The sequence below is a fragment of the Bradyrhizobium campsiandrae genome (assembly GCF_014529705.1).
Taxonomy (GTDB): domain Bacteria; phylum Pseudomonadota; class Alphaproteobacteria; order Rhizobiales; family Xanthobacteraceae; genus Bradyrhizobium; species Bradyrhizobium campsiandrae.
Genome location: NZ_JAANIH010000014.1, coordinates 123242 through 135420 on the forward strand (window position 1 = coordinate 123242; position 12179 = coordinate 135420).

The 12179-nt window shown below is 63.9% G+C and carries 11 protein-coding genes and 1 tRNA gene; 7 read left to right on the top strand and 5 right to left on the bottom strand.

Going from position 1 to position 12179, the window contains the following annotated elements:
* Positions 1-21 precede the first annotated feature (21 nt).
* A complete protein-coding gene (locus tag G8O24_RS13065; protein WP_244645839.1) occupies positions 22-309 on the bottom strand; it encodes a hypothetical protein in 288 nt (95 codons plus the stop codon).
* Positions 310-748: 439 nt separating this feature from the next.
* Between G8O24_RS13065 and G8O24_RS13070 the strand changes: the two genes are divergently transcribed.
* Positions 749-1645 (top strand): hypothetical protein, encoded by an 897-nt coding sequence (locus G8O24_RS13070; RefSeq protein ID WP_188099795.1) that lies wholly within the window; start codon positions 749-751, stop codon positions 1643-1645.
* A gap of 12 nt (positions 1646-1657) precedes the next feature.
* Here G8O24_RS13070 and pepT read toward each other — a convergent pair whose 3' ends face one another.
* The 3 genes from pepT to G8O24_RS13085 all read right to left on the bottom strand — a co-directional run bounded on the left by pepT (position 1658) and on the right by G8O24_RS13085 (position 3572).
* The gene (pepT, locus tag G8O24_RS13075; RefSeq protein ID WP_188099796.1) at positions 1658-2905 is read right to left on the bottom strand and encodes a peptidase T; all 1248 of its coding nucleotides are present in this window, start codon (positions 2903-2905) and stop codon (positions 1658-1660) included.
* 106 nt (positions 2906-3011) lie between these two features.
* Entirely contained in the window at positions 3012-3326 is a 315-nt protein-coding gene (locus tag G8O24_RS13080) for an HU family DNA-binding protein (RefSeq protein ID WP_188099798.1), read from the bottom strand.
* A 169-nt stretch (positions 3327-3495) separates the two neighbouring features.
* A tRNA-Asp gene (locus G8O24_RS13085) sits at positions 3496-3572 on the bottom strand.
* A gap of 198 nt (positions 3573-3770) precedes the next feature.
* Between G8O24_RS13085 and G8O24_RS13090 the strand changes: the two genes are divergently transcribed.
* On the top strand, positions 3771-5993 hold the full coding sequence (locus tag G8O24_RS13090; protein WP_191093170.1) for an O-linked N-acetylglucosamine transferase family protein: 2223 nt from the start codon (positions 3771-3773) through the stop codon (positions 5991-5993).
* 109 nt (positions 5994-6102) lie between these two features.
* Here the strand turns inward: G8O24_RS13090 and G8O24_RS13095 are convergent, their stop codons facing one another.
* Positions 6103-6306 carry a hypothetical protein gene (locus G8O24_RS13095; RefSeq protein WP_188099800.1) on the bottom strand — a complete coding sequence of 68 codons (204 nt, stop codon included), beginning with the start codon at positions 6304-6306 and terminating at the stop codon, positions 6103-6105.
* Positions 6307-6689: 383 nt separating this feature from the next.
* On the opposite strand from G8O24_RS13095, the gene G8O24_RS13100 reads away from it, so the two are divergent.
* The 5 genes from G8O24_RS13100 to G8O24_RS13120 all read left to right on the top strand — a co-directional run bounded on the left by G8O24_RS13100 (position 6690) and on the right by G8O24_RS13120 (position 12179).
* Positions 6690-8963 (top strand): TonB-dependent siderophore receptor, encoded by a 2274-nt coding sequence (locus tag G8O24_RS13100; protein WP_188099802.1) that lies wholly within the window; start codon positions 6690-6692, stop codon positions 8961-8963.
* Positions 8964-8997: 34 nt separating this feature from the next.
* Complete coding sequence (locus tag G8O24_RS13105; protein ID WP_188099804.1) at positions 8998-10134, top strand: PepSY-associated TM helix domain-containing protein; 1137 nt, start codon at positions 8998-9000, stop codon at positions 10132-10134.
* Positions 10135-10612: 478 nt separating this feature from the next.
* On the top strand, positions 10613-10978 hold the full coding sequence (locus tag G8O24_RS13110) for an NADH-quinone oxidoreductase subunit A (protein ID WP_092290902.1): 366 nt from the start codon (positions 10613-10615) through the stop codon (positions 10976-10978).
* On the top strand, positions 10969-11556 hold the full coding sequence (locus G8O24_RS13115; protein WP_188099806.1) for a NuoB/complex I 20 kDa subunit family protein: 588 nt from the start codon (positions 10969-10971) through the stop codon (positions 11554-11556). The genes G8O24_RS13110 and G8O24_RS13115 overlap by 10 nt, the downstream gene beginning before the upstream one ends.
* Positions 11557-11567: 11 nt before the next feature.
* Positions 11568-12179: an NADH-quinone oxidoreductase subunit C gene (locus G8O24_RS13120; protein ID WP_188099808.1), complete on the top strand. Its 612-nt coding sequence runs from the start codon at positions 11568-11570 to the stop codon at positions 12177-12179.

Below are 12179 nucleotides of genomic sequence, written 5' to 3' on the forward strand. Positions count from 1 at the left end.
GGCAGCGCCCGGCTGATCGGTTCAGGTCAGGTGTTTGGGCGGCGGGGAGTCAGTATCGGGTGCAATTCCGATCAGCGCAGGCGCGCGCTGCCGGACCGGCGCGGCAACGATGTCGGCGATGGCCTCGGAGTGAAGCGGTTGCGCGACGGCGACCGAGAAACAGCCATGGCAATGATGGCCCCCCAGCGCCTTGTGATCGCCGTGGCCATCAAAACCATGGTCGAGCACCGATGCGATCTCCGATCCGCCCGTGGGGCTGGTGACATCGATGTCGTGCGCGCCATGCAGCATGCCCGAGAGCAGATACATGGCTGCCACCAGCACAGCCACGAGCCCGCGCCAGTTGCGCAGCGTGCGAAAGCTGTAAGGGCGGTGGATCGCGGTCACTGTTGAGGCTCGGTTCCTGATCCGCTCCCGGTAGCACGACGGCCGGAACAGTGTCGACCCGCAACATTGTTACGTGTGGGGAACTCGATGTCGCACCGTCGATACGGAAAGGCCCCAGCCGGGCTGGCGGCTGAGGCCTTTGTGCTCACAATCTCTATCCTTGGGACTCGAACAGACAATTCGCATCCCTCGGATTCGTTCCCGCCCATCGCTGAATTTTGGAACGTTCGCCGGCCCTTCTCATTACCGCCCCGGAGCATTTGAGGAGGACGGACTATGGACGGACTGATCTATCTGATCGGCCTGATCGTCGTGATCATGGCGATCTTGTCGTTTTTCGGCCTGCGCTAGCGAGGCCGCAATGACCATCGAAACTCTCGTGCAGGAAGAGGACGTCATGGCGGGCGGCGTCGTGGCCGCGGAGGATCGCCGGATCCTCCAATGGAGCTCCGTCATCGCCGGTGCTTTCGCCGCCGGCGCGATGTCATTCATCCTGGTCAGCTTTGGCGTCGCGATCGGCCTTGGCGTCAGCTCGGCCTCGCCGACCTGGCGCGATGCCTCCTCGGCGCTGGCGCTGTTGTCGGGGCTGTATCTGATCATCCAGGCGATCGTCAGCTTCGGCTTCGGCGGCTACATTGCCGGCCGGACCGCGCAGCCGGCGCCCGCCCTGACGACGGTGGAGGATGACGACGAACGGCGCGACGGGCTACATGGGCTGACGTCCTGGGCACTCGCCGTGCTGATCGGTGCTGCGCTGCTGGCGATCATCGGTGCATCGGCGATCGAACGCTCGCCGATGCGAAGCTCGAGCGGCAATGCGACCTCGGCCGAGCCGCTGCTCAGCTATGAGCTGGACAAGCTGTTCCGCGCACCGCGGCGGCCTGTTAACACCGATATGCGGGAAGCCCGTGCAGAAGCGGGCCGCATCCTGATGACGACATCGAGCCACAGCGGCATCAGTGTCGACGATCGCAACTATCTCGTGCAGCAGGTCGCTGCGCTGACGGGATTGGGCGCGCCCGACGCCGAGAAGCGTGTCGACGCATCGATCGTCGACGCCCATGCCGCGATCAATCGCGCCAGGCGCAATTCGGTGATCGTCGCCTTCTCGGTGGCAGCAGCGGCCTTGATCGGCGCCGCCGTGGCTTGGGCTGCGGCTGTCGCCGGCGGACGTCATCGCGATGGCGAGCCGCTGCCGAACTGGATGGCGAGCTCCAACCGATTCCATCGGAGCCGGCGCGCGATGCCGGTGCCGTAAAGGGAGAAGGCTTTAAGCCTTCTCCTCCCAGATCATCGCGAGATGCACGATGGTCTGCACCGCCTTTTCCATGTCCTGCCGGCTCACCCATTCCAGCCGCGAATGGAAGGCGTGCTCGCCGGCGAAGATGTTGGGGCAGGGCAGGCCCATGAAAGAGAGGCGCGAACCGTCGGTGCCGCCGCGGATCGCGGTGCGCATCGGCCGCAGGCCGGCACGGCGGATCGCCTCGATGGCGTATTCGAGAATGTGCGGGTGGCGGTCGATCACCTGCTTCATGTTGCGATATTGCTCCCGCACCTCGAATTTGTAGGTCGAGCGCGGGTATTGCTTCATCACGTCCTTGACGATGTCCTCGAGCAGGACCTCCTTCTCCTTCAGCCCTTCCTCGGTGAAATCGCGCACGATGAAGGAGAGCGTCGCCTGCTCCAGCGCGCCTTCGATCCCGACCGGATGCAGAAAACCCTGCTTGCCCGACGTCGTCTCCGGCGAGCAACCTTCCTTGGGCAGGCGCTCGACGATGGCGGCCGCGATCTTGATCGCGTGCTCCATCTTGCCCTTGGCATAACCGGGGTGGGCGCTGACGCCGGTGATGGTGATGGTGGCGCCATCGGCCGAGAAGGTCTCGTCCTCGACGCTGCCGGCGCTCTCGCCGTCCATCGTGTAGCCGAAATCGGCGCCGAGCTTCTTGATGTCGACATTGTCGACGCCGCGGCCGATCTCTTCGTCCGGCGTGAACAGGATCTTGATGGTGCCGTGTTTCACATCGGGGTTGTTGATGAAGAAATGCGCGGCATCCATGATCTCGGCGACGCCGGCCTTGTTGTCGGCGCCCAGCAGCGTGGTGCCGTCGGTGGTGATGATGTCGTTGCCGATCTGGTTCTTCAGCGCGGGATGCTCGTTGAAGCGGATCACCTGGCTAGTGTCGCCCGGCAGCGTGATGTCGCTGCCGCGATAGTTCTTCACGACCTGCGGCTTGACGTCCTTGCCGGTGACGTCGGGCGAGGTGTCCATGTGCGAGCAGAAGCAGATCACCGGCACCTTCTTGTCGGTGTTGGCCGGGATCGTTGCGTAGACATAGCCGAAATCGTCGAGATGGGCGTCCGCGACGCCCATGGCCTTGAGCTCGGTGACGAGCACGCGGCCGAGATCCTTCTGCTTTTCTGTCGACGGCGAGGCCGGCGAATTCGGATCGGACTGGGTGTCGATGGTGACGTAGCGCAGGAAGCGCTCGGTCACGGTATGCGCGAAGGTCAGGGACATGTCTGGTCAAACCGCCGGGTCTTTGGGGGAGGCTGTCAGTATATCAGAAAAGCGGGCCGGGTTGCGGCGGGGCCGGCGCGGATCAGGCTTAACGAAGCGTAAGTGCTCAGATCGCCTCTTTCAGCTCCTTGACCGGGCGGAACGCGACCTTCTTGCTGGCCTTGATGTGGATGGCCTCGCCGGTCGCGGGATTGCGGCCGGTGCGGGCGGCGCGCTTGCGGACCTGGAGGATGCCGAGCCCGACGATGCGGACGCGGTCGCCTTTCTTGAGGTGCTTGGTGATCAGGTCGACCATGTCGGTGAGGACCGCCTCGGCACGCTTTTTCGACAGATCCTGGCTTTCGGCGATGTCGGCCGCGAGGTGCTTGAGCGTGATCGTGGCTGGAGCAGCCGTCTTTTTCGCCGAATCCTTCTTAGCCATGTCTGGCCTCCTCATGCAGGGGAAACCGAAGCAAAAGCATGGGGTTCCCGCCAAGCCGCTGCAGACCTAGACGATTCGGGGGCAGGCTGACTATGCCATGAGTTCCCGCCGGACGCCGGCGTCAAAGGCATCGAAGTCTGGGCTAAGGCTATGGAGGGATTGCCAAAAATGGCGCGAGAGACGGGGCTCGAACCCGCGACCTCCGGCGTGACAGGCCGGCGCTCTAACCAACTGAGCTACTCCCGCGTGACGCGTTGATGTCCGCGCGGAACGAGGGGGGACTTAAAGGGGGGACATGGTGAAGTCAAGGACGTTGCGTTCACGGGAAGCAAACGCCTGGGCGAGCCTGTGGAGCGTGTCGTCGGCAGCCAAACGCTGCCGCTTCGTCCCCGAATCAAGCATTGGTGCTACAAGCTCGACAGGCAATTTCCGGGGACAATTGGCTTGACCGTCGGCTCGCGCGCCTTCCAGAGGGAAAGACTCCAAAAGAAATTCAAGAAGGAGGCGGAGGCCCTGCTGGCGGCGGCCTGCCAGGCCTATGGCAAGGGACAGCATGCCGAGGTCGAGGCGATTTGCCGGCGGATCCTCGAGGTCCTTCCCGATCATTTCGATACGCTGCATCTGTTCGGGGTCTTTCTCAGCGACGTCAAGCGACCCGAAGAGGCCGAACGGGTGCTTCGCGCCGCGGTGGCCGCCAGCCCGCGCTCGGCCAACGCATATTGCGATCTCGGCACCGTGCTGTTCGAGCTCAAGCGCTACGAGGATGCGCGTCCCATCCAGGAGAAGGCCGTCGCGCTCAATCCGAATTTTCCGATGGCGCTCACCAATCTCGGCAACACCCTGATGCATCTCGGGCGGCACCAGGAGGCGATTGAGCTGCACGACCGGGCCATCAAGCTGAAGCCGGACTATGCCGACGCCTATTGCAATCGCGGTATGGCGCAGTTGGCGCTCGATCAGGCGGAGCAAGCCTTGCAGAGCTTCGAACGGGCCCTGTCGCTCCAGCCGACGCATCAGGAGGCGATGGCTGGCCGCGGCATGGCCTGGGTTGAACTGCGAAACTATCCGGCCGCCGAAACAGCCTTGAACACGGCGCTCGCACTCAGGCCGGGCAATGAGAGGGTGCTGGCCCATCGCGGGCGGCTCAATCTGATGCTTCGGCGGCTCGACCAGGCCAACGCCGACGTCGACGCCGCGCTGGCCGTCACCCCCACGCTTGCCCTCGCATTGCGGACCAAGGCGGCCACCAGCCTTCTTCTGCACAACCCAACGCAGGCGATGTTGGCGAGCAAGAAGCTGCTCGAACAAAATCCGAACTCCATGATCGCCATCAACCTGATCGGGGTGTGCTTTGCGAGCTATGGCGATGCTGCGAGCGCCATCGAATACTATGACCGGGCTCTGCAGATCTATCCGGCTTACGAGGACGCCATCGGCAACAAGATCTTCGCGCTGGACTTCCTGCCGGGCGCGGATTTCGCCATGCAGCAGGCGGCCCGCAAGGATTGGTGGGATGCGATCGGAGCGGTGCAGCCGCGGCAAAGCCTCGCGCCGCGGTCACTCGATCCGGACCGGCGGCTGGTGGTCGGCTATGTCTCCGCGGATTTCCGGCGGCATTCGGCCGCCTTCATCTTCATGCCCGTCTTCCGCCATCGCAATCGCGCCGATTTCGAGATCGTCTGCTACTCCAACTCGCCGTTGCAGGACGAGGTCACGGGCGAGCTTCGCACCTTTGCGGATCGCTGGGTCGACGTGGTGGCGCTGACCGACGAGGAGTTGGCGGATCGCATCGCGGCCGACCAAGTCGACATCCTCGTCGACCTGTCCGGCCATTCGTCTGGCAATCGCCTCAGGGTGTTTGCACGCAAGCCTGCCCCGATCCAGGTGTCGGCCTGGGGCGCGCCGACCGGCACGGGTCTCAGGACCATGGATTACGTCCTGGCCGACCCGGTCGCGATTCCGGAATCGGTGCGGCACGTCTTCGCCGAAAAGATCCACGACCTGCCTTGCGTGCTGACCATGACCGAACCCGCGCCGGGCTTGTACCGGCCGGACTTGCCGATGCTGCGCAACGGCTATGTCACCTTCGGCAGCTTCAACCGGATCGACAAGATGTCCGATGACGTGCTGGCGGTGTGGTCGAGGCTGCTGCAGGCCTTGCCCGGATCGAAGATCGTCCTCAAGCACACCGCGCTTGCGGATGCCGGATTGCGCGATGCCCTGGTCGCCCGTTTCGTGGAGCGAGGCGTCGCCCAGGAGAGCGTGGTTTGCCTGGGGCCGAGCGTGCGCGAACAACATATCGCCGAGTACGCGAACATCGACATCTCGCTCGATCCGTTCCCGCAGAACGGCGGCGCCGGCACCTGGGAATCCCTCCACATGGGCGTCCCGGTGGTGACCAAGCTCGGCCTCACGACGTCGGGGCGGGCTGCCGGCAGCATCCTGAAGTCGATCGGGCTCGACGACTGGGTGGTGGAGGACGATGAAGCCTACATCGCGGTCGCCAAGCGGTTCGTGGCGGACCCGGCCGGGCTGGCCGCATTGCGCCGGGAGCTTCCGGACAGGATCGCCGCTTCGGAGGCCGGGAACGGCGCGAGCTATACGCGCCAGGTGGAAGCAGCCTACCGCCGGTTCTGGCGGGAGTACTGCGCAGCCCAAACCCGCTGACTTAAGAGCTTAGATTCAAAGGACTTGGCTGGATGTCTTTCAGCTCTGCCAAAAGCAAAAGGCCGCCCCAGGGCGGCCGTTGCGTCTCAAACCGGTCCTTTTCCCGTGCTTAGCGGATCTCCGAGGCCCCCGAGCTTGTGATCGCCACCGGCTTGCCGGCCTTGATCACATGGGTCGATTGGGCGGTCTGGCTGTAATCGGCATTGGTGCGGGCTGCGATCCCAAAGGCGGCGACTGCGATGCCGGCCACCAGCGCCACCACCACGATCTTCAGGTGGGTCCCCCGATCAGCAGAGTGAATTGAGTGGTTCATCGAAGCCTCCCGACGGGCTTTGGCGCCGTCTGTAGGCTGATGTCTTAAGGAACATCTGTTTCCGGATCGTTTCGCCGGTTCCGCAAAATGGTTTCATCTGGCGGTTTGGCTGGCTTCGCCACGAGTCCCGGCACGGATGCTGGGAAACCCGGCCTGCCGCGGATTTGGCAGTCCGCTTGATTGGCAGTGGTGGCACCATGAACCTGGATATCTCCAGGTGCATTGGAGCGCTTCTAAGAGCTGCTCTAAGAGTCCTTCTAAGAGCCTTTCAATTAGGGATATCGCGCGCGCTCCCCTAAGCGTCGCCCCATCGCATGCCGTGCAGGGACCAGCGGCATGACGAAGCAGATGCACATCGGGGTGGCGCGTTGAACAGTCTTGGAATGCTGCGGTCGGCCGTGTTGGCGACCGCGTCCGCTTGGGTTTTGATGCCGCAGGCATCGCTTGCACAATCCTCGGCACAAGGGGGCGCGCAGAGCCTGCCGCCGGTGACGGTTGCCGCGCCGGAACAACGCCGCCGCGCAGCAGCACCTGCACCGCGCCGGGCGCAGCGCGAGGCTCAGACCGCCAACAGCCGGACGCCGCAGCCGCAGCGCAATGTCGGTGTCGTCGAGAGCCCGCGCGGCCCGGTGCAGGGCTATGTCGCCAGGCGCAGCTCGTCCGGCACCAAGACCAACACGCCGATCATGGAGACGCCGCAGGCGGTGTCGGTGATCGGTGCGGATCAGATCCGCGACCAGAAGCCGAACAAACTCGACGAAGTGCTGCGCTACACCGCCGGTGTGCGTGCCGGCACCTTCGGCGCCGATACCCGTAACGACTGGTGGCTGATCCGCGGCTTCAAGTCCGACGATGTCGGGCTGTTCCTGGACGGCATGCAGCTATTCTACACGTCCTATGCGAGCTGGAAGCTGCAGCCCTCCAACATGGAGCGGGTCGAGGTGCTGCGCGGCCCGTCGGCCGTGCTCTATGGCGGATCGAGCCCGAGCGGCATCGTCAACGCCATCAGCAAGACGCCGCCGGCCGAGCCGGTGCGCTATATTGAGACCGGAATCAACAATTTCGGCAACGCCTATGTCGGCTTCGATGTCGGCGGTCCCGTCGCCATGCAGCCCCAGGACGGCAAGAAGGATGGCAAACAGGACGGCGAGCTGTTCTACCGCGTGGTCGGCCAGGTCCAGAATGGCGGCACGCAGGTCAACTTCACGCCCGACAACAATTACTTCATCGCACCGTCCGTCACCTGGAAGCCGGATGCCGACACGACCCTCACGGTGCTGGCCTCGGCCTCGAAGCAGGACACGCGCGGCATCAACTTCCTGCCTTATCAGGGCACGGTGACCAACGCACCGTTCGGCAAAATTCCGACCAGCTTCTTCGCCGGCGATCCCAGCGTCGACAAGTTCACGCGCGAGCAGGAGATGCTCGGCTACCAGTTCGAGCGCAATCTCACCGACGAGCTGACGTTCCGGCAGAATGCGCGCTTCGCGCATATCGACCTGACCTATCGCGGCTTCGTCGGCAATGGATGGGACAACATCAACACGGCCATGATGGGCCGCTACAATTGGTATGCGAAGAACACTGCCAACCAGGCCAATCTCGACAACCAGTTGGAGTACCGCTTCGGCACCGGTCCGGTGCGCCACACCATGCTGTTCGGGGTTGATCTGAAGGGTTATCAGATCGACGACTATCAGGCGTTCAACTTCGGCACCGTGCCGTCCATCAACGTCTTCAACCCCGCCTATGGCCTCGACATCCCGCTCACCGGCGCGCCGTTCCGCAACTTCCTGATCACGCAGAAACAGGCCGGTACCTATCTCCAGGACCAGATGAAGCTCGGCAATTTCACGCTGGTGCTGAGCGGCCGCAATGACTGGGTCGAGACGACGCAGGCCGCGCGCGACACCGGCGCAAATGTCGCCAGCCGTGACGACAGCAGGTTCAGCGGGCGCGCCGGGCTGATCTATAATCTCGACAACGGCATTGCGCCCTATGTCTCCTATGCGACGAGTTACAATCCGATCATCGGCCTCAATGCGTCGAACCAGCTGTTCCTGCCGGAGACAGGCCGGCAGGCCGAAATCGGCGTGAAAGTCGCGCCCCAGGGATTTGACGGCTATTTCACCGCTTCGCTGTTCGACCTGAAGCGACAGAATGTGGCGACGACCGATCCTACCAATGTCCTGCTGCAGAACCAGACCGGCGAGGTGACCTCGCGCGGCATCGAGCTCGAAGCTGTGGCCAATGCCACCAAGGAACTGAAGCTGATCGGCGCCTTCACCGCGTATCATCTGTTCACCAGCAAGGATCTCGATCCGACGCTGATCGGCAAGACACCGACCAACACGCCGGAGCTGCTGGTCTCGGGCTGGGCGGACTACACGTTCAAGGACGGACCGCTGGAGGGTTTAGGTTTCGGGGGCGGCGTACGTTATGTCGGCTCATCCTGGGCCGACACTGCCAACACGCTGGAGGTTCCCGCCGTCGTGCTCGGCGACCTCGCGGTTCACTACGAACGGCAGAACTGGCGCACCGCCATCAACGTGATCAACCTGACCGACAAGATCTACGTCGCGAGCTGCGCCTCGGCCTCGTCCTGCTTCTACGGCGATCGCCGCCGCGTCACCGCCAGTGTCTCGTACAAATGGTGAGGCAAGTGAAAAGGCGCGGCGGGGGGAGGGGTTTGTGAAGGCGCGCACGGTCAGGCTCTGGTCGGTGGTCCACACCTGGACCAGTCTGGTCTCGACCCTGTTTCTGCTCTTGCTCTGCCTGACCGGCCTGCCGCTGATCTTTCATCACGAGATCGATGAGCTCCTGGGCTACGCCCCCCAGCCCGAAGCTCATCCGAGCGCGGCGCGCGCGACGCCCCAAGTCGTCGCAGACGCCGCGCTCGCCGCCGATCCCGGCAGGGTTCTGCAATATGTTTCCTGGGACAAGGACGAGCCCGGTATCGTGATGGCCTTCACCAACAGCGCCCCTGATGGTGCGCCCGACAATGCGACCGTGCGTGCCTTCGATGCGCTCTCGGCAAAACTGCTCGGGCCGGTTGGCGTCGGGCCGATGCTGATCGTGCTCAAGCTGCACACGGACATGTTCGCCGGCCAGGCCGGAAAGCTGTTTCTCGGCGCGATGGGGTTGTTGTTTGCCGTCGCGATCGTCTCCGGCGTGGTGCTGTACTGGCCGTTCACCCGCCGCCTGCGCTTTGCCACCATCCGCGACGGCGCCTCGCGCCGCGTCCGCTGGCTCGACTGGCACAATCTGGTCGGTGTGGTGACGGTGGCCTGGGCGCTGGTGGTGGGCTTGACCGGCGTCGTCAATACCTGGGCCGAGCTGATGCTGAGCCAGTGGAAGGCGACCGAACTCGCCAGCATGGTTGCGCCCTATGCCAGCAAGCCGCCGCCGGCCCATCTTGCCTCGCTCGACGATGTCGTCGCGCGCGCGAAGCGGGCCGCGCCCGGCATGGAGGTTGCCTTCGTCGCCTTTCCGGGGACGCCGTTCACGTCCTCGCACCATTTTGCCGCCTTCATGCGCGGCGACACGGCTTTGACCGCGCGGCTGCTGAAGCCGGTCCTGCTCGACGGCGAAACCGGGGAGGTGACCGACGCCCGCGCGCTGCCGCTCTATCTCCAGGCGCTGCTGATCTCGCAGCCGCTGCATTTCGGCGATTATGGCGGGATGCCGCTCAAAGTGATCTGGGCGGCGCTTGACGGGCTCACCATCGTCGTGATCGGCAGCGGGCTCTATCTCTGGTGGGCACGGCGGCGGAAACGGGCACCTCTCCGCGGCGGCCCATTCGCCGGACGGGCCCGGGTCCCGTCGTGATGCATGGCTCCTCTGACCGTGCGTATCTGTGGATCCGTGTCTTTGCGGCACCTGGCCTGCTCGCGGCCGCGACCATCACCGGCCTATTGGCTGCGCTGCTTTGGGGAAATGTGGGCCAGCATGTCGCCTGGGTGACAGTGGGGGCCCCGGTCGCGGTCGTTGCCTGGGTTTGGGTGCGTCGCCGCACCGGAAAAACCGGGCCATTTTTGCCGCCGATCGGCGGCAAAAAGCGCCCGTAGCAGCTTGGCTGCGATCTCAGAACTGCTGCCCTGCAAAACCATGGCCGCCCTTGTCGGGTCAGGCGATCTGCTTCATACCAGCCGCGGGGTGATTCCGGGATTTCCATCGGTCTGGGAGCAGCAAAGGGCCTGAAAAGAGCGTGTCTTGCGCCCATTGGTGCACTGCGCTAAGGCTCAGAATAATTCCAAATCGGACGAATCCGTGGCTGTCCCGAGGCTGCGGGAAAAAGGGCTCGTCAATGAGCGGCATTCTACAGAACTATCTTCCACTCGTCGTATTCATAGGGGTAGCTGCCATCATCGGCCTGGTGCTGCTGATCGCGCCCTTCATTGTGGCGTTCCAGCAGCCGGACCCGGAGAAGCTGTCGGCGTATGAGTGCGGTTTCAACGCCTTCGACGACGCCCGCATGAAGTTCGATGTCCGCTTCTATCTGGTCGCCATCCTCTTCATCATCTTCGACCTCGAGGTGGCGTTCCTGTTCCCCTGGGCGGTGGCATTCGGCAAGCTTGGCGCGACGGGCTTCTGGTCCATGCTGGTGTTCCTCGCCGTGCTGACGGTGGGCTTCGCCTATGAATGGAAGAAAGGCGCACTCGAATGGGATTGAACCCTGCAACGTCCTCCGGCCCGGCCATCGCGCCGGCCCCCAAGGGCATCCTGGATCCCTCGACTGGCAAGCCGGTCGGGGCCAATGATCCGTTCTTCCTCGAGGTCAATCACGAGCTGTCCGACAAGGGCTTCTTCGTCGCCGCGACCGACGACCTCATCACCTGGGCCCGCACCGGCTCCTTGATGTGGATGACCTTCGGTCTCGCCTGCTGCGCGGTCGAGATGATGCAGGTGTCGATGCCGCGCTACGACGTCGAGCGCTTCGGCTTCGCGCCGCGTGCCTCGCCGCGCCAGTCCGACGTGATGATCGTCGCCGGCACGCTGACCAACAAGATGGCGCCGGCGCTGCGCAAGGTCTACGACCAGATGCCGGAGCCGCGCTACGTCATCTCGATGGGCTCCTGCGCCAATGGTGGCGGCTACTATCACTATTCCTACTCGGTCGTGCGCGGCTGCGACCGCATCGTGCCGATCGACATCTACGTGCCGGGCTGTCCGCCCACGGCGGAAGCGCTGCTGTACGGCGTGCTGCTGCTGCAGAAGAAGATCCGCCGCACCGGCACCATCGAACGCTAAGGTTTTACGTCATGGACGACGCCAAGCTCGACGCCCTGGGGCAGACGATCGTGAGCGCGCTTCCGGGCGCGGCGACAGGTTATCGGGTGGCCTTCAACCAGCTCACGGTTGATGTCGAGGCCAGCAAGATCGTCGAGGTGGTCAAGTACCTCCGCGACGATCCGAACTGCCGTTTCGTCAACTTCACCGACATCACGGCGGCCGACTATCCGTCGCGCGAAAAGCGCTTCGACGTGATCTATCACTTCCTGTCACCGACCCTGAACACCCGCATCCGCCTCAAGGCCCAGGCCGACGAGACCACGCAGGTGCCGTCGCTGATCGAGGTGTTCCCGGGCGCCGACTGGTTCGAGCGCGAGGCGTACGACCTCTATGGCGTGTTCTTCGTCGGTCATCCCGACATGCGCCGCATCCTCACCGATTACGGTTTCGAGGGGCATCCGCTGCGCAAGGATTTCCCGCTGACCGGCTTCCTCGAGGTTCGCTACGACGACCAGGAGAAGCGGGTGGTGTACGAGCCCGTCCGGCTCAACCAGGAATTCCGCAAGTTCGATTTCCTCTCGCCATGGGAAGGGGCGGACTATCCGCTTCCCGGTGATGAAAAGGCGGGGCCGAAGGTCTGA

Coding starts and splice junctions, on each gene's coding strand:
- G8O24_RS13065 (WP_244645839.1), bottom strand. CDS start 309: ATGTATCTGCTCTCGGGCATGCTGCATGGCGCGCACGACATCGATGTC.
- G8O24_RS13070 (WP_188099795.1), top strand. CDS start 749: ATGACCATCGAAACTCTCGTGCAGGAAGAGGACGTCATGGCGGGCGGC.
- pepT (WP_188099796.1), bottom strand. CDS start 2,905: ATGTCCCTGACCTTCGCGCATACCGTGACCGAGCGCTTCCTGCGCTAC.
- G8O24_RS13080 (WP_188099798.1), bottom strand. CDS start 3,326: ATGGCTAAGAAGGATTCGGCGAAAAAGACGGCTGCTCCAGCCACGATC.
- G8O24_RS13095 (WP_188099800.1), bottom strand. CDS start 6,306: ATGAACCACTCAATTCACTCTGCTGATCGGGGGACCCACCTGAAGATC.
- G8O24_RS13100 (WP_188099802.1), top strand. CDS start 6,690: ATGCTGCGGTCGGCCGTGTTGGCGACCGCGTCCGCTTGGGTTTTGATG.
- G8O24_RS13110 (WP_092290902.1), top strand. CDS start 10,613: ATGAGCGGCATTCTACAGAACTATCTTCCACTCGTCGTATTCATAGGG.
- G8O24_RS13115 (WP_188099806.1), top strand. CDS start 10,969: ATGGGATTGAACCCTGCAACGTCCTCCGGCCCGGCCATCGCGCCGGCC.
- G8O24_RS13120 (WP_188099808.1), top strand. CDS start 11,568: ATGGACGACGCCAAGCTCGACGCCCTGGGGCAGACGATCGTGAGCGCG.